Origin of the sequence: Planomonospora parontospora, from assembly GCA_014647935.1 — a bacterium.
GTDB lineage: Bacteria > Actinomycetota > Actinomycetes > Streptosporangiales > Streptosporangiaceae > Planomonospora > Planomonospora parontospora.
In genome coordinates this window covers 359,167-374,208 of the sequence record BMQD01000005.1, presented here as the reverse complement: position 1 = coordinate 374,208, position 15,042 = coordinate 359,167, and the positions used below count along the sequence as shown (strand labels likewise).

21 protein-coding genes and 1 tRNA gene are annotated in these 15,042 nt (G+C 70.7%); 8 read left to right on the top strand and 14 right to left on the bottom strand.

Annotated elements, in window-relative coordinates; translation table 11 throughout:
• On the bottom strand, positions 1-327 hold a 327-nt coding region (locus IEZ07_RS11080), incomplete at its 3' end, for a transposase (protein ID WP_191894635.1).
• 153 nt (positions 328-480) lie between these two features.
• On the opposite strand from IEZ07_RS11080, the gene IEZ07_RS11075 reads away from it, so the two are divergent.
• Complete coding sequence (locus IEZ07_RS11075) at positions 481-969, top strand: DUF6188 family protein (protein WP_191894634.1); 489 nt, start codon at positions 481-483, stop codon at positions 967-969.
• A gap of 430 nt (positions 970-1,399) precedes the next feature.
• On the opposite strand, the gene IEZ07_RS11070 is transcribed toward IEZ07_RS11075, so the two are convergent.
• The 4 genes from IEZ07_RS11070 to IEZ07_RS11055 all read right to left on the bottom strand — a co-directional run bounded on the left by IEZ07_RS11070 (position 1,400) and on the right by IEZ07_RS11055 (position 3,146).
• Complete coding sequence (locus IEZ07_RS11070; protein ID WP_191894633.1) at positions 1,400-1,609, bottom strand: hypothetical protein; 210 nt, start codon at positions 1,607-1,609, stop codon at positions 1,400-1,402.
• A 117-nt stretch (positions 1,610-1,726) separates the two neighbouring features.
• Positions 1,727-2,320 (bottom strand): hypothetical protein, encoded by a 594-nt coding sequence (locus IEZ07_RS11065; RefSeq protein ID WP_191894632.1) that lies wholly within the window; start codon positions 2,318-2,320, stop codon positions 1,727-1,729.
• A gap of 64 nt (positions 2,321-2,384) precedes the next feature.
• Positions 2,385-2,600 carry a hypothetical protein gene (locus tag IEZ07_RS11060; RefSeq protein ID WP_191894631.1) on the bottom strand — a complete coding sequence of 72 codons (216 nt, stop codon included), beginning with the start codon at positions 2,598-2,600 and terminating at the stop codon, positions 2,385-2,387.
• A 39-nt stretch (positions 2,601-2,639) separates the two neighbouring features.
• Complete coding sequence (locus IEZ07_RS11055) at positions 2,640-3,146, bottom strand: hypothetical protein (protein WP_191894630.1); 507 nt, start codon at positions 3,144-3,146, stop codon at positions 2,640-2,642.
• Between the two features lie 301 nt (positions 3,147-3,447).
• Here IEZ07_RS11055 and IEZ07_RS11050 point away from each other — a divergent pair, with 301 nt between their 5' ends.
• From IEZ07_RS11050 to IEZ07_RS35590, 4 genes are all read left to right on the top strand, one after another.
• The gene (locus tag IEZ07_RS11050) at positions 3,448-3,933 is read left to right on the top strand and encodes a hypothetical protein (RefSeq protein ID WP_191894629.1); all 486 of its coding nucleotides are present in this window, start codon (positions 3,448-3,450) and stop codon (positions 3,931-3,933) included.
• 121 nt (positions 3,934-4,054) lie between these two features.
• Positions 4,055-4,315 (top strand): hypothetical protein, encoded by a 261-nt coding sequence (locus tag IEZ07_RS11045; protein ID WP_191894628.1) that lies wholly within the window; start codon positions 4,055-4,057, stop codon positions 4,313-4,315.
• Between the two features lie 95 nt (positions 4,316-4,410).
• Complete coding sequence (locus IEZ07_RS35595; protein WP_204054706.1) at positions 4,411-4,653, top strand: hypothetical protein; 243 nt, start codon at positions 4,411-4,413, stop codon at positions 4,651-4,653.
• Positions 4,650-4,847, top strand: coding sequence for a tyrosine-type recombinase/integrase (locus tag IEZ07_RS35590; protein WP_204054705.1), 198 nt, complete (start codon positions 4,650-4,652; stop codon positions 4,845-4,847). The genes IEZ07_RS35595 and IEZ07_RS35590 overlap by 4 nt, the downstream gene beginning before the upstream one ends.
• A 100-nt stretch (positions 4,848-4,947) precedes the next feature.
• Here the strand turns inward: IEZ07_RS35590 and IEZ07_RS11035 are convergent.
• Positions 4,948-5,037: transfer RNA gene (locus IEZ07_RS11035), tRNA-Ser, on the bottom strand.
• A gap of 281 nt (positions 5,038-5,318) precedes the next feature.
• Positions 5,319-5,882 carry a YceI family protein gene (locus IEZ07_RS11030; protein ID WP_191894627.1) on the bottom strand — a complete coding sequence of 188 codons (564 nt, stop codon included), beginning with the start codon at positions 5,880-5,882 and terminating at the stop codon, positions 5,319-5,321.
• A gap of 101 nt (positions 5,883-5,983) precedes the next feature.
• Between IEZ07_RS11030 and IEZ07_RS11025 the strand changes: the two genes are divergently transcribed.
• Entirely contained in the window at positions 5,984-6,532 is a 549-nt protein-coding gene (locus IEZ07_RS11025) for a MarR family winged helix-turn-helix transcriptional regulator (protein ID WP_239320976.1), read from the top strand.
• Between the two features lie 37 nt (positions 6,533-6,569).
• Here IEZ07_RS11025 and IEZ07_RS11020 read toward each other — a convergent pair whose 3' ends face one another.
• On the bottom strand, positions 6,570-7,100 hold the full coding sequence (locus IEZ07_RS11020) for a SigE family RNA polymerase sigma factor (RefSeq protein ID WP_230880733.1): 531 nt from the start codon (positions 7,098-7,100) through the stop codon (positions 6,570-6,572).
• A gap of 283 nt (positions 7,101-7,383) precedes the next feature.
• Here IEZ07_RS11020 and IEZ07_RS11015 point away from each other — a divergent pair, with 283 nt between their 5' ends.
• Both IEZ07_RS11015 and IEZ07_RS11010 read left to right on the top strand, forming a co-directional pair.
• Complete coding sequence (locus tag IEZ07_RS11015; RefSeq protein WP_191894626.1) at positions 7,384-8,334, top strand: hypothetical protein; 951 nt, start codon at positions 7,384-7,386, stop codon at positions 8,332-8,334.
• 17 nt (positions 8,335-8,351) lie between these two features.
• Positions 8,352-9,239 (top strand): MauE/DoxX family redox-associated membrane protein, encoded by an 888-nt coding sequence (locus tag IEZ07_RS11010; protein WP_191894625.1) that lies wholly within the window; start codon positions 8,352-8,354, stop codon positions 9,237-9,239.
• Between the two features lie 82 nt (positions 9,240-9,321).
• Here IEZ07_RS11010 and IEZ07_RS11005 read toward each other — a convergent pair whose 3' ends face one another.
• The 6 genes from IEZ07_RS11005 to IEZ07_RS35585 form a co-directional block, all read right to left on the bottom strand.
• The gene (locus IEZ07_RS11005) at positions 9,322-10,503 is read right to left on the bottom strand and encodes an ATP-binding protein (RefSeq protein WP_068897855.1); all 1,182 of its coding nucleotides are present in this window, start codon (positions 10,501-10,503) and stop codon (positions 9,322-9,324) included.
• A gap of 560 nt (positions 10,504-11,063) precedes the next feature.
• A complete protein-coding gene (locus tag IEZ07_RS11000; RefSeq protein ID WP_239320973.1) occupies positions 11,064-11,369 on the bottom strand; it encodes a hypothetical protein in 306 nt (101 codons plus the stop codon).
• Between the two features lie 71 nt (positions 11,370-11,440).
• On the bottom strand, positions 11,441-13,078 hold the full coding sequence (locus tag IEZ07_RS10995; RefSeq protein ID WP_239320970.1) for a radical SAM protein: 1,638 nt from the start codon (positions 13,076-13,078) through the stop codon (positions 11,441-11,443).
• A complete protein-coding gene (locus tag IEZ07_RS10990) occupies positions 13,075-13,347 on the bottom strand; it encodes a hypothetical protein (RefSeq protein WP_204054702.1) in 273 nt (90 codons plus the stop codon). The genes IEZ07_RS10995 and IEZ07_RS10990 overlap by 4 nt, the downstream gene beginning before the upstream one ends.
• Before the next feature lie 230 nt (positions 13,348-13,577).
• Entirely contained in the window at positions 13,578-14,363 is a 786-nt protein-coding gene (locus IEZ07_RS10985) for a prolipoprotein diacylglyceryl transferase (protein WP_191894624.1), read from the bottom strand.
• Positions 14,364-14,684: 321 nt separating this feature from the next.
• Positions 14,685-15,041 (bottom strand): hypothetical protein, encoded by a 357-nt coding sequence (locus IEZ07_RS35585; protein WP_301549316.1) that lies wholly within the window; start codon positions 15,039-15,041, stop codon positions 14,685-14,687.
• Position 15,042 lies beyond the last annotated feature (1 nt).

Below are 15,042 nucleotides of genomic sequence, written 5' to 3'. Positions count from 1 at the left end.
CGCAAGTGCCTCGGCTACCGAACCCCGGCCCAATGTGTTGCCTTGACTCTTTGAATCTAAGGCTGCTTTTTTCAGAAAGATCAGCTTCTCGCGCAGCTCGGCGTTCTCCCGCTCCAGCTCCCGAATCCGGGCCCGCTCCGGCCCCGAGACCGGCTGCCGCTCGCCCTGCGCGCTCACGATCCGATGCCGGTTCACCCAGCTGCCCAGGGTGCTGGCGTTGATGTCGAACTCGCGTGCCACCGACGCGACCGTCCGCTCGCCCTCCAGCACCATGCGGACGGCTTCTTCCTTGAACTCCGGCGAGAACTGCCTACGACGCCTCGTCACGTACCTACCTCTTCCAGACTTCCGTCAGCTTATGTAGCCGACTGTCCGGAATCTGCTGGGCACCTCAACGTCACCGGAGAGGACGGCCGGGAGTACAAAGTCCTCACCTATGTGCTTCCGCACGGCGACGAGACGCTTCGGATGGTGGTCTCGGTGAACCACCGCAGGAAGGATCATGCGGCTGCCGACCCGCTGATCCGGGAAGCGGTCATGCGCTCGGACGGCGTCGTGACCACACCGGCGGATCTGGCCGAGCTGGCGGACCGGTGGATTCTGCCCTACCGGGGGATGCAGGTGGTCCAAGTCCGGGTGAGCCATCAGTTGACGCTGCTCCTCGACGGTGACGCCCGGGTGGACATCGAGTCCACGGCGACGCTCACCAGAGGCCCGCTGAGCGCTCCCGATGCGAAACCGGTCCACCTGGCCCCTGAGCGCCAGGAGGTGGCGCCGGCCCTGGCACTCTTCGGCGCGGCGCTCCTGTCATCGGTCGCCTTCAAGTCCGGTGCGCTGCGGCTGGTCTTCGACACCGGGATGCAGCTGAACGTGAAGCCCGATTCCCGGTACGAGGCGTGGAGCACCTGCGGTCCTGACGATTTGCGCTCCGTCTGCCTGCCGGGCGGCGGGCTTCCGATTTTCCGATGAGCGGAGGGGCCGGTTCGGAAGACTTCGGGAGCGGAGCTGCCGACATCGATCCCGAAGGACGCCATAGGCGCCGCGTAGCGGTCAGGACCGACGGTCGGAGCGACCTTCCGGGCGGCGGCGCGGACCCCGGTGCGGCGAGTCGGTCGGGTACGGCGCGGCGGGCGTACGGCGGGCGGGTCCGGCCGGGACCGGCCCCCAGGCCTCATGCCCGGACGGATCCCGCAGAGCGGGAGCCGTGGCGGCCGCGCCTTCCGCCTCGTGGACCACTTCGCCCCGACCACCTGGCGGCAGACCCTCGGCCTCCTCGACCGGCACGGCCTCGCCGGACTGATCCGCCGGGTCCGCGAAGCCGAGCACTCAGACCCGCAGGGTGAACGCTGCCCTCGGGGAAGACCTTCGACGATGCGACCGCGGCTTGGTGCGATCTCCGCTAGGAGAACTTCTTGATGGCGTCCTCGATGATGCTGCGAAGCGCTCGGGGGCATGCCGCGACGCGCCCGTTCGGTGGGTAGTGCACGCTTGCGATGGGCGGCTCCGCGCACTCTTCTCTGCCGTGCTGGGTGCAGCGTTGTTCCAGGGCCGCCAGGCTCTTGGGGTCATGGAAGTCGGGGTCGAACGGAAGAACAATCCGGATCTCCATTGACGAATCATAGAAGCCGACCGGCTCGCCGTCCCGAACTCTTCGAGTCGAAGAATTCCTGAGTCGACTTACCGTCAATCCCCCTGGACAGCTGCTGAAGACCAGCCTGGAGTTCCTCTAGGAAGCGGCCACCACGGGCGGCATGACCTCAACGACACGTGCCGTTCCGGCGGGTGGTCGTATCTCGTGCATGGTGATCGCATCACCCGGTGTGAGGTGTCGCCAGTGTTCAGGGGCGAGGGGAAGGAGCCGCACGGGGGCGCACTCTCCCGGCTTCAGGGGATCGCCGCCCTCGACCCAGAGGGCGGCGATGCTGAGCAGTGGTTCCCCCTCAGGTGTCCGCCGGCCGATGTCCCACATGGGTCGCAGCGACCAGCCGGAGGGCACCGGCAGCGTACGGCCTCCGTCCTCGGTGCACTTCAGGCACAACTCGGCCCGGAGAACGCCGCTTCGGGCCTCACAGCGCCGCCATTCGTACCAGTCGGCGTCCCGCCGAAGCCACATCAGACGGGCGGCATCGGCCAGCAGGCTCCAGAAGCCGGGCGGCTGCGGATGGGCGTCACCGAGCTCTTCGAGAAGAAGGAGCGCCATCTCCCACTCGTCGTGCCCCAGGTACTCCAGCACGTCGGGCACACCGATGCCGAACTCGGTCCGGATGTCGGCAGGACAGAGACGGGCCGCTTTCAGAAGAGGGGAGGCCTGGGAGTCCACGGTCTGATTGTGCCCGGTCAATGCATGACTCAGACTGATCGATCTTGCTGATGACCGCAGGCGATCAGCGGTGGGAGCGGCCGCCCATGGCGCACGCGATGCAACCACGGCCGCCGAGCGCCTTGTCCAGCTCGCACATGACCTTGGCAAGCCGTTCCTCGTCTTCCCGCGGGAACTGCGCCACGGGCGTGCCGGCGGCGAAGTGCTCGCCGACCATGTGGAGATGGTCACGCAGAACCGTTGCAGCCTCCTGATCCAGGCGGAGAGTGATCTCGTCCATGAGGCCAGCGTACTGTCGGCGGCTTTACAGCCCCCTGCCCTACCGGCCGGGCTCCGGCGCGGAAGGTCGCGCGTAGTAACCCGGGCGGGCGGCCAGGACGCTCTCGAAGCAGGTGTAGCGCTCGCGTTCTGCTTCGTCGGCATCCTCGCCCGGAACAATGGAGCGCCACAGGCCGACCGAGATCTCCGGAACGGTGAACCCGCAGTCGTCCTCTTCTTCGATCTCGAATCGCTCTCGCAGGACTTCCATCACCTGCCCAGCAGGCATGGAGAACACGTCTACGCCCAGCAAGAGCACCTGAGCTCGGGGACGGGTGTCGGAATCACGGAAGATCTCCACAGCCTGGACGGCTCCGGTGGAGCCGCAGTGGACGAAGGCGTCGATGCCGGTGTCTCCGCCGTTGATCCTCCAGTCGAGCGGTAGTGCCCCCGGATACGGCGCGTACGGTACGGGCTCACCCCAGACGCGTAGTGCTTGCCCGGCTTCTTCGTGAGAGGAACCGATCAAAACGGGACCAACCGACCTCAGCGGGTCGATCTCGATCATCAGCGGCCTCATGTCGCAGCCTCCCCATGCGCACGATGTACGGAGCAAACTTTTTCTGGGAAGGGTGTACGACACCACTAGCGGCTTTCAAGAGGGCTGCGTTCCGGGCGATGACAGAGCTTCCGATCAGGGCGAAAACCTCTTCCCCGACCCGAACGGTGGAAGATCATCCCGCATATATCCCGCAGGCCCTCGCCCTCTCCAACCATGATCCAGAAGTCGATCATGCCCTTCCATCCGTGGAAACTCTCCCACCTCGGCTCTTGACCCGCCCCCTCCGTCGTCCGAGACCATGTCGGCCATGTGGTTCTTCCGTTTCCTCGCCATCGGACTCCTCAGCGGGATCCCGATGATCCCGCTCCTGCACTCCCCGCGGGGTGACGGATTCGAGCACCTGCGCTTGAGCGCGATCATGACCCTGGAGTTCAGCTGGTTCCTGTTGGTCCCGATCTCGCTGGTGGTCGGAGCTTGGAAGACCTTCTCTTCCAGCGAGCGGCCCCGGCCGGCGCCTCCGGGCTTCGTCCTGGGAGGGATCACCTTCGCGTTCGGCGCCCTGGTCCTGCACCAGGCGATGGCGGCGTCACGATGGCTCAACGGTTCACCGTCCGGAGTCGGCGATCCGGACGGCGAGTACTTCATGGCAGCGTTCGCCGAACTTTCGGGTGTGGCGATCATGATCGTCGGCATAGTGATCCTGATCGGTCGGGCAGTCGCCATCATCGATTCCCGAGAGGCGAACACCCCGCCCGCCTTCTCATCCCGGCCACTGACAGGCCGACAGCTATGAGCACGCCCCTTGACGATCATCCCGGAGCCGGAGCGCCCCCGCCGGAGGCAATGGACGGCGAGGGGACGCGTCAGGCAGGCTTGATCGAAATCACGGTCGAGGCGCCGACAGCAGAACTCGGGTGAATGAATTGAGAAACCTGTTTGTATCGCTGGGCGAAGTACTTTCGTGGCTGTTCTCGCTGGCGGTGCTGTTCCTGGTGATCTACGGGGCGATACGGCTGGCGCTCAAGCATGATCGGAGGAGTCGGATTCCGCGTCCCCGGGATGTGGCGGATGCGGAGCTGCGGGAGCGGGTGGCGGCGGAGAGAGCGGCCCAGAAGGGCGAAGCGGAAGAGCGAGTGGCTCGCAGGCATGAGGCAGCAGGGTCCGACGGCATGTAGCGGCGGCGGGCCGCTGGTCGGTCGCCCTGGCGCTCGGCATCCGCCAGGGTGAGGCGCTCGGGCTCCGCTGGCAGTACGTCGATCTGGAAACCTGTGTGATCCGGGCGTGCTTCCAGATCCAGCGGGCCGAGTGGCGGCACGGCTGCGCCGATCCGCACCGGTGCGGCGAGAAGTGGCACCGCCGTCCCTGCAAGGAGAACTGCACGGAGTACGGGCACCTGCCCGGCTGCAAGCCGGACTGCGCGAAGCCGGGGCACAACCGCTACAAGCGGCCCTGCCTCAAGGACTGCACCGGCCACGCCGACAGTGGAAGACCATCCTCAAGCATGCCGGGGTGAGGGATGTCCGAGTCCACGACGCCCGGCACACCGCCGCGACGCTCCTCATCGAGCAGGGGGTGAACATCCGAGTCGCCCAGGAGGTTCTCGGCCACACGCGGGTCACCACGACCGAGCGCTACGCCCACGTGTCCACACCCCTGATGCGCGACGCCGGCGAGCGGCGCGCCTCGGCGCTGTGGGGAGACTCCTGAGCCCTCACTGGGCGCTCGTTGCAACTAGAACTGCAACTATGAGCCCTCTGGAGATCAGAAAAGGCCCTCTCCCCGAACGCGGGAGAGGGCCTCTGATCTGCGGAGGCTCGGGGATTTGAACCCCGGATGGGCGGTAAACCCAAACCGCATTAGCAGTGCGGCGCCATAGACCTGACTAGGCGAAGCCTCCTGGTAGCCGTGTGGCTCAGCACAGAGTACCGGCGATCGGGCAAGGCGGCAAAGCGATTGCCCAGCGCGTCGGCCACGCCCCTCCGGGAGGTTTATCCACCGCCTGTGGACAACTTCGTCCACACCTGTGGACAAAGCCGTGGACGTGCAGGTGGAGCTCAGGGTAAACCTGTGGATTCTCTATGTGTGAGACATGAAATCTCACCTGTCGAGCACACGAAGGCTCCTCGCCCGCCCGGGGAGGAGCCTTGCGTCGATCCCGGAGCTCAGGGATCCAGGAGATCAGGCGGCCGGGTTGGCCTCGCCCTCGATCTCGATCTTGATCTTCTTGCCGACGAGCACGCCACCGGTCTCCAGCGCCTGGTTCCAGGTCAGGCCGAACTCCTCACGGTCGATCTCGGTGGTGATGGAGAAGCCCCAGACCTCCTGGCCCCACGGGTTGGTGCCGGCGCCGCCGTACTCGACGGTGAGCTCGACCGGCTTGGTGACGTCGCGGATCGTCAGGTCGCCCGCCAGGGTGAACTCGTCCCCGGAGTGGCCGACGACGCGCGTGCTGCGGAAGGTCAGCTCGGGGAACTTATCGACGGCGAGGAAGTCGTCGCCGCGCAGGTGGCCGTCGCGGTCGGCCACGCCGGTGTTGATGCTCTCGGTCCTGATCGTGAGCTCGGCGGAGGACTCCAGGGGGTTCTCGGCGATCGTCACGGTGCCCGCGAAGTCGCCGAAGCCACCGCGGACCTTGCTCACCATCATGTGCTTGACGACGAAGCCGATGCTGGTGTGGGCGGCGTCGAGCGCGTAGGTGCCGGCGGCGGGGATCTGGAGGTTCTCCCAGGTGCGAGTGCTCATCGTGTTCTCCCGAGGGGTGCTTGCTGCGTGGACGTTTGCGTCAACATATTTCTACAGGAGGAATATTCCTCTCGTCAACTATCGTCCGATACAGTGTGAACGTGCTCCCTCTAGACGACCCCCGGCTGACCGCGATGGGCCTCCTCTCCGAGGTCTCCACCGGGCTGTCGGACAAGACGCTCCCCACCCTCGCGGCGGCGGGGCTCTCCGAGATCGACTTCGAGACCCTGATCCGCCTGGCGCGCTCTCCGGGGCAGCGCCTGCGGATGAGCGACCTGGCCGCGCAGACCACTCTGTCCACCAGCGGTGTGACCAGGGTCGTGGACCGGCTGGAACGCGAGGGCCTGGTCGCGAGGGAGGCGTGCGCCACGGACCGCCGGACGTCGTACGCGGTGATCACGGAGACGGGCCTGGCCCGTCTCGGCGACGTGCTGCCGCAGCACCTGGCGGACATCGAGGCCTGGCTCACCGGGCTGCTATCCCCGGACCGGCTCTCGGCCTTCCTCGACGCCCTCAGGACCATCCGCGACGCCGTACGGCCCTGCGCCACGGCGGGCGCCCAGGCCCCGCCCTCCGGAGAGGCCGGATCCTGCGAGCAGCCTCCCGGGCGGCCGCCCTCCCGGCGGCCCTCCGACGATCGCGGCCGATGACCCGGAACGCCCCGGGGCGGATCCCGACGACGGAGGGTCAGGACTGGGGCTCGAGCCGCCGCTCCTGGACCTCGAGGGCGCAGCGGAGCTTGGCCATGCCGCGCGAGACCGTGCTCTTGACCGTGCCGACGCTGACGCCCAGGGCCTTGGCGATCTCCGGCTCGGTCATGTCCTCGTAGTAACGCAGCACGATCGCGGCCCGCATCCGGGCGGGCAGCCCGTCGAGCGCCTGCTCCACCCGCTCGGGCAGCTGCCGCTGGACGCTGGGGGCGACCGGCTCGGGCACCTCCCCCGAGGGATACTCCTCCAGCCTGCGCCGCCGCCACCACGAGATGTTGATGTTGACCATCGCCCGGCGCACGTAACCGTCCAGGGCCGCGCGGTCCTCGATGCGCTCCCAGGCCAGGTAGGTCTTGGCCAGCGCCGCCTGGAGCAGGTCCTCGGCGTCGTTCGGGTTCCCGGTGACCCGGCGGGCGGCGCGCAGCAGCGCCGGTCCGCGAGCAATGACGTACTCGCGGAACTCGTCGTGGGTCCCCCCGGTCACCGCGATCACCCGTCCTGTGGTCAAGGTGTCTCCCGTGGCCAGAATCGCAGCCGGAGGGCCTGATCCGGCTGAACCGTAATCCAGGTTTCATCCCCTCGGCCGTAAAGATCGCACCAACCGCCCCACCGGCTGTCGAAAGACCGTTAGGCGCCGTTTTGCCCAGTCATGGGGGAGAGGCGTTCCACTGGGGAGGGAAATCCTGATACCTGGTCGGATACCTGACGGAATTATCAGGGGAAGCCGACAGCAGGACATCTCCCGGCATGTGACGCTGGCTGGACTTCCCGCCGAGAACAGGAGAACCACGATGCCCCAGCGGAGCGTCGACCGCCGCCGGGCGCTGGCCTCGGCCGCGCTCGGCCGCCCCCTCGCCGGCTCCGGCCCCGTTCCCGGCGACGGCGAGCTCCTGCACGCCGTCACCGGCACGGTCCTGGACGCCAGCCCGCACCTGATCATCATCGAGACCTCGGACGGCGAGGAGGAACGGCTCGTCGTCGCCCCCTGGGCGACCGCCTGGCGTGGGGACACCGTGGCCCCGGCCGACCTGCCCCCCGGCGCCAACGTGGTCATCAGGGCACTGAAGGCCGGCCGGGTCGTCGACCGGATCTGGGCCGACGCCACCCGGATCACCGGCGTGATCCAGGAGGTCGGTCCCGGCGCCCGGGACCGCACGGTCGAGCTCTACTGCGGGCCGCACCGGGGCATGCGGACCGTCGTCGTCCCCTACGCCGTCTCGGGGCGGCTGCGGGTCCGGCATCCGAAGTTCGAACCCGGCTACCTGTTCGACGCCGTCGGCGTCGTCGAGGACGGCGTGGCCCACGTCCGGCTGCCCACGACCTCGCAGCCGCCCTACCGGTGGACGTCCGTACCCGAACCGCCCCTCGCCTACGGCGGCGCGCAGCCGCACGTCTCGGGCACCGCGACCTGGTCCGACGGCTTCGACTTCGGCGAGCGGGGGGCCGCCTACCCGATGCTGGAGTCCTCCGACGCCGAGTGCGACGAGGTGGGGAGGTCCTGTGCGAGACTGCCGTACCTCGCCCTGGGGTCGGCGCTCGAGGTGCGCAACGTGTGCGCCGGCCGCACCTCGGTCGTACCGGTCGTGACGTGCGGCTGCCTCGCCGGCCGGTTCTGCGACCGGTGCCTGGAGTGCGGCACCTCCCCGCGCGGCCGGATCGCCGAACTGTCCCCGGCCTCCTTCGTGGAGCTCGGCGGGGAGCTGACCAAGGGTTGCTTCAACGCCCGGATCACTTTGGGATGACGTAGGTGACGACGCAGATGACAGAGACGCTGAGGACGATCGCCGCCGCCCAGCTCCCGGTGCTGAGCGTGCTGCTGGCCCTCGGTACGGTGGCCAAGATCCGGACCGCCCGGGGCGACAGGGGCCTGGGCGGGATGAGCGGGCTGGGGCCGGCCGTGCTGGTGCCCGAGCACTGGCGCGCGCCCGTGATGCTCGGTTGCGCGGCCGGGGAGGCGATCCTGGTGGGCGGGCTGATGGCCACCGGGCATCCCGTCTTCCGGTGGGGGACGACCGCGTTCTTCGCGGTGGCCACCTATGTCCTGTGGGAGTTGCGCCGCCGCCGCCCCGACGTGGGGTGCGGCTGCTTCGGCGAGGTCAGCGCGGTCCCGGTGGGCTTCCGCTCGTTCACCCGCACCGTGGTGCTGACGGCCATGGCGGTCGGGGCCGTGTGGGCCGGACCGGTGCCGGGGTGGTCCGTGCTGGCCGGGATCTCCTGGACCGAAGGGCTGGCGGTGGCCGGAGGGCTGCTGCTGGTCGCCGCGTTCTCCCCGGAGATCGAGGAGACCGCCGCCCGGTTCCGGCACCGCGCACCCTGCGAGGAGCGTCCGGCGGACGCCGCGACGGCCGCCGCCCGGCTCCGCTCCAGTACGGCCTGGCGGGCCTACGAGGGATCTCTGACCAGCGCGGAGCCGGCCGACAGCTGGCGGGAGCTCTGCTGGCGGTTCTTCGTCCATCCGGGCCGGGGCCCGGACGGGGAACCGGTGGACGTGGTCTTCGCCGTCTACCTGAGCGGCCGCAAGCCCGCGGTCAGGGTGGCGCTGGTCGGATCGGACGGGCGGGCGGTCGGGACCGTCCCGCCGCCGGAGCCGGTGACGACCGCTGACGGGGCCGGCGGCTCCCCCGCCCTCGCGGCACACGACCATTGATCTATATAAGGCTGTCTAGAGTCAAGGCTAGAGAACCGTAGAGAAAGCTAGGCCTACGGAACTGGGATCGGGTGGCCGGGACTCAGACCGGCTGGGAGCGCAGGAACCTGCCGAAGTGCGGGACGGTGAAAGCGATCAGCCCGCGTTCCGCGCTGTAGATCAGCCCCTTCTTGATGAGGCTGTCGCGGGCCGGGGAGAGGCTGGAGGGCTTGCGGCCGAGGATCTCCGCCACCTCGGCGGTCGCCACCGGCTCGTCCCCCATCGAGGCGATGGCGTGCATGTAGTCGCGCTCGGCCGGGGTGGCCCGTTCGTACCGGCTGCCGAAGAACCCGACGGCGAGCTCCTCCTCGGCCTCCGGCGCCGAGACCCTGACGTCCTCGGCGGTGATGGGGCTGCGCAGCGCCAGGTCCCAGGCGACCTTGCCGTAGGCCTGCACGAAGTAGGGGTAGCCGTCGGCCGCCTCGTAGAGCGCGTCCAGGGCCTCCCGGGTGAACTCCACCCCCTCGCTCTCGGCCGGGGCGATCAGGGCCAGATCGGCCGCCTCCCGGTCGAGCCGGTCGATCCTGGCGTAGCGGAAGAGCCGCTCGGAGTAGCTCTTGCTGGCCGACAGCACACCGGGCAGGTGCGGCAGCCCGGCACCGACCACGATCAGCGGCCCGCCGCTCTGGGACAGCTCGTGGCAGGCGGCGCAGAGCGCCGAGACGTCCGCGACCTGGACGTCCTGCATCTCGTCGATGAACAGGGCGATGCCGACACCCAGGTCCGTCGCGACCGCGGCGGCGTCGACGAACAGCTCGGTGAGGTCGATCTCCAGGTCACCGGAGTCGGCCCGGCCGCGCGCCGCGGGCACGTCGATCGCGGGCGACCAGTGCGAGGTGCCCTTGGCCGCGGACGCGTCGCGCATGGCGAAGGCCTTGAGCACGCCGAGGAACTCCTCGATGCGCTCGGGCGCCCGGTGCCGGGGGGCCAGCTCGCGGACCGCCATGTGGAGGGCGGCGGCCACCGGACGGCGGATCGACCTGTCGGGCCGGGCCTCGATCTTCCCGGTGCCCCACAGCCGCTGCATGGCCATCGACTTGAAGGTGTTGAGCAGGACGGTCTTGCCGACGCCGCGCAGCCCGGTGACGACCATGCTGCGCTCGGGACGGCCGCGGGCCACCCGCTCCAGCACGATCTCGAACTGCCGCAGCTCACGGTCGCGCCCGGCGAGCTCCGGCGGACGTTGGCCCGCACCGGGGGCGTAGGGGTTGCGCACGGGGTCCACGGTGTCGGACTCTATGACGGGATATAGGGGTCGTCCTAGACTTCGATAGAAAGTGCTACGGCGTCTCGCCCGTGACGGGGCGGGCGCCCTGGGGGCCGGGACGCACACCGCCTGCGGCGGGGTGGGGGCGTCGAGGGTCGCGGCCGCCCCTGGGAGCTCCGGCGTCGCGGGCACCACGGCACACCCCCTGCCTGCACGGACGGCACTCCGGGACGGCGCCCGGCGGACGCCTCGGACCAGCGACCGAACCCGTGTTCGATCCGATGCCCCAGACTGTAGCGCGCCGTCGAACACAGTGACGAGATTTCCCGGGAAAAGCCCGCCCCAAAGCTCGGCCACCGGTTCCCGAACCCCGCCGGTTCTGCACCCCGCCGGTCCCGTACGCGCCGGACGCCCCGAACCTTCCCCTCCCGGGCCCTCCCTCGCGAAGGCCGGACCGTGGATCTCCGGGCATGGATCTCCGGGCGGGGAGATCCAGGCCGTGGACCTCCGGACGGGGAGATCCAGGCCGTGGACCTCCGGATGGGAAGGCCCAGGCCGTGGACCTCTGGACGGGGAGGTCAGCCGGTGAGACCCCGCACCAGCGCGACGAGCGCCGCAGCACCGATCAACGCGAGGTAGCCGAGCACCAGCCGGGTGTCCCGGAGCAGGCACCTGCTCCGGGACAGTCCGGCGCGGCGCGCCCGCAGGTAGCCGGTGAATCCGAGCACCGCGAAGCCGAGCACCACCCATGCGCCGCCGAGCCAGGCCAGCAGCGCCACGGTCGCGTACACGCACAGCCGGAGCGGATCGTACGGCTGCGCGCCGCCCGGTCCCGTCCCCGGCCCTGCCCCGCCCGGTCCCGTCCCCGGCCCTGCCCCGGTCACGGAGTCCGTCCCCCGGCCCGGCGGTCGCCCGCCCGTCGCGGGATCCCCGCCGGCGGGAGCCGTGCGCCCCGTCAAGTGAGCTCCACCAGCGGGAGCCGTACGCCCGGGTCGGCCGCCGCCACCGCGGAGAGCCGCTGGCGGGAGAGCGCCGGCCAGGCCTGGACGGCGCAGAACGGGGCGCACTGGTCCTGGTCCGCACGGGTGCCGACGTGGACGCAGCACTGGACCAGCCGCTCCTCCAGCATCGTCGACATGTCCATGAACGGCTTCACGGTGATCCGGACCACCCGTTCGCCGAGCATCCGACGGAGCCTCCTGCGCCGGCCGGGCAGCGCCGAGGAGGCCAGCGCCAGCAGCGTGGACACGCCCAGGTCGCAGTTCTCGCAGATGTCCCGCCACAGGTCGCCGATCTGCGGGTGCGAGAGCGACGACTGCTCCGACAGCAGCCCGAGCAGCGACTCCTGTACGGCCCGGCGCAGCTCGCGCGGGATCTCCCGGTCGGCGATCCGGTTGGCCACCAGGCCGAGGTGCTCCTTGAGCCGGTCGTGGCCGATCAGGGCGGCCAGCGACCGCCACGCACCGGAGTCGTCGCGGATCAGGTAGCCGACCGAGCAGCAGTGCGGGTGCGAGCACGGCAGCGCAGTCAGGTCGCGCCAGGTGACGGCGCCGCCGGTCTGCGGGCCGAGGCGGGCGAGCACCCCGGTGTGGGTCAGCCGGTCGAGCGGGTCGATCGCCGCCGACCGGCCGGAGCCGAACTGCGGCTGCAGGGAGACGCCGCCCACGTAGGGGGTGTCGAGTGCGAGCCGTACCACGTCGCCGATCTCGCCGTCGTTGACGCCGAGGGCCGCGGTCATGACCAGGGTCGTGAAGATCTCCCGCTCCGACAGCCGCCGCACGGCCTCCGCCTTGAGGGCGCGCAGGTCCCCGCCCCGGTGGTGGCGCGAGGCCGCGGCGGAGGTCCCGTCGTACTGCAGGTAGACCTCCACCCGCTCGCGGTGCCCGGTGAGCAGGTCGAGCAGCGCGTCGTCGCGGGCGACGGCGATGCCGTTGGTGTTGACCAGGATCCGGGTGACGGGCCGGGCGGTGAGCTCGGCCAGGAGCGTCCCCAGCTCCGGATGGAGGGTGGGCTCGCCGCCGCTCAGCATGAGCACGTCCAGGCGGCCGTTCTCCCGGGCCAGGCGCTGGTCGACGTTGGCCAGGACGTCGGCGACCGGGACCACGCCGCGCAGATCGGGCGAGGAGCCGGCGAAGCAGGTCGGGCAGCGCAGGTTGCAGGTCTCGGCGATGTCCTCCAGCAGGATGCAGGTGTGCTGGGTCTGCATCTCCGGGAGCCCCCGCAGGTACGCCGCGGGAACGGGATCGAAGTTCCCGGGGGTGTCGGGGACGTGGGCCTTGGTGGGGGCGGTCCACTCCTCCAGGTAGGCGAGGATCTCCGGGTCCTCGTCGTAGAGGGTGCGCACCAGGCCGTGGACGCGGCAGCCGCGCTCCAGGAAGACCCGGCCGTCGCGGACGGCGAGGTAGCCGGTCAGCCGCGGCACGTCGTGCAGCGGGCGTTCGGGGTCCTCGTCGTGGCAGCGCGGGCAGAAGGCGTTGACGTAGCGGAGGATGCGGTCGCCCCGCAGCCCCATCCCGGTCGTCCCGGAGACCCCGGCGGTCTCGGCGGTCTCGGAGACCCCGGCGGTCTCGGAGACCCCGGCGGTCCCGGTCACAGGTAGACCCCCGGGTTTATGCCCGTGCAGAATCCCGCGCTGACGATCGAGACCAGCGCCCAGCCGGCCATGAGGCCGATCCCCAGCCCCTTGGACCAGGGTTCGCCCTTCCGGACCAGCAGGATCCCGCCGCCGAAGGTCCCCAGCGCCAGGACCACCGCCGCCACCCCGATGCCCACGGGCGATCCGGTGGAGAACGCGAGGAGCGCCATCAGCACGTTGGCCGCGATGAAGGCGAGGACGCCGACGAACGCCAGTGCCACGATCACCCCCGTGGAGTCACCGGACGGGGGCCGCCCCTCCCACCCCGGCGGAGGTCCCGCCGGACCGGGTGGAGGGCCGGGCTGTCCCGGCGGGCCGTACGGGCCCGGGGGCGGTGCTCCCTGGCGGCCGTACGGGCCCCGGGGCGGCTCCTCCGGCCCGCCCGGCGGACCGGACGGTCCCCTCGGACCTTGGGGCGGCTCCTCCGGCGGGCCGGGCGGTTCCTGGGGCGGCGTGGTCATGCTCGGGCCTCCTGTCTGCGGACGAGCGCGTCGTAGAAGCCCCGGCGGTAGCCGTACCGGAGCCTGAGGACGACCAGCAGCAGGCCCGGCGCGAGGAACCACTGCGGGCGGGTGAGGTCCAGCCAGACCGTCTCGTTCGCCCGGGTGAACTCCACGAGGAACCGGAAGACGGCGTAGGCCGCGACGTAGAGGGTGAACAGCTCGCCCGGCCGGGTGATCCGGCTCCGCAGCCACCAGAGCGCGCCGAAGGCCGCCAGCTGGAAGGCGGCCTCGTACAGGAACGACGGGTGCATGGCCTGCCCGGCCAGGCAGCCGGGGCAGGCGGGCGTGGCGGCGGGGGCGTGCACGCCCCACGGCAGGTCCGTGGGGCGGCCGGGGGCCTCGGTGAGGTGGCAGCCGATCCGGCCGACCGCCATGCCGAGCGCGACCGCGGGCGCGAACAGGTCACCGGTCCGCTCCCGGTAGCCGATCAGCCGCTTGGCGACGAGCACTCCCGCGTAGGCGCCGGTCAGCCCGCCCAGGATGCTCCGGGAGCCGAACATCCAGGCTTCCAGCAGGCTCGGGTTGAGCGCCGGGTCGAGGTGCTCGGCCCAGCCGGACAGCCGCATGCCGACCGCTCCGCCGACCAGCGCCCCGGTGACCGCCACCAGCGACTGCTCGGCCGGCGCGCCCCGGCGGCGGGCCTCGGCGACGAAGACCGCCGCGGCGGCCAGCACCCCCAGGGCGACGAAGAGACCGTGCACGGGTACGGGCCGTCCCGCGATCCCGATCACCGGCTCCATCCCGCCACAGTAGATGCGAGAACGTCTCCGGACCACCACCTCCGCCGAGCCGGAGACCGTGCCCGGGCGCGCCCGTACTCGCGTCCGGACGTGTCCGGGTTCGGCGGGACCGCATGCGGTGGAACCGTGCGACAGGACCGCATGTCGCGGGACCGTATGTCGCAGGACCGCGTGCAGCGGGACCGGAAGAGCGCACCGGCATCCGGCGCGACCGGTCGACTACGCTGATGACTTGTCGCGCCGGTCCGTTGTGAGGGGGCAGCAGGTGGGAAGCTCTCCGTCCATGACGCGCGCCCGGACCGCCCTCGCCATGACCGCCGCCTACCTCGCGGTGAGCGCCTGCGGCGGTTCCGAACCCGTCACCGCGCCCACGACGCCGCCCCCGCCGCCCAGCCCGCGCCCCTCGTCACCGTCCCCCTCGCCGACGCCGCCGTCGTCGTCGCCGACGGACTCGCCGACCGCGACCCCGTCGGCGTCCCTGTCCCCCCCGCCCGGCGGAACGGCCTCCCCGCAGGCGTCGCCGTCCGCCGGGGCCGCCTCACCGCCCCCCTCGCAGACGCAGCCCCCGGCCGAGCCCCCGGAGTTCGCCGCGAAGGTCTCCCGCGTCGCCCGCGAGCGCCTGCCGTACTCCTGGCGCAAGGGCTGCCCCGTCCCGGTCAGGGACCTGCGGTTGATCACG

Excerpts from the sequence above, each read along its gene's own strand:
- IEZ07_RS11070 (WP_191894633.1), bottom strand. The coding sequence starts at position 1,609 with ATGGAGATCCGGATTGTTCTTCCGTTCGACCCCGACTTCCATGACCCC.
- IEZ07_RS11060 (WP_191894631.1), bottom strand. The coding sequence starts at position 2,600 with ATGGACGAGATCACTCTCCGCCTGGATCAGGAGGCTGCAACGGTTCTG.
- IEZ07_RS11055 (WP_191894630.1), bottom strand. The coding sequence starts at position 3,146 with ATGATCGAGATCGACCCGCTGAGGTCGGTTGGTCCCGTTTTGATCGGT.
- IEZ07_RS11050 (WP_191894629.1), top strand. The coding sequence starts at position 3,448 with ATGTGGTTCTTCCGTTTCCTCGCCATCGGACTCCTCAGCGGGATCCCG.
- IEZ07_RS11030 (WP_191894627.1), bottom strand. The coding sequence starts at position 5,882 with ATGAGCACTCGCACCTGGGAGAACCTCCAGATCCCCGCCGCCGGCACC.
- IEZ07_RS11015 (WP_191894626.1), top strand. The coding sequence starts at position 7,384 with ATGCCCCAGCGGAGCGTCGACCGCCGCCGGGCGCTGGCCTCGGCCGCG.
- IEZ07_RS11010 (WP_191894625.1), top strand. The coding sequence starts at position 8,352 with ATGACAGAGACGCTGAGGACGATCGCCGCCGCCCAGCTCCCGGTGCTG.
- IEZ07_RS10985 (WP_191894624.1), bottom strand. The coding sequence starts at position 14,363 with ATGGAGCCGGTGATCGGGATCGCGGGACGGCCCGTACCCGTGCACGGT.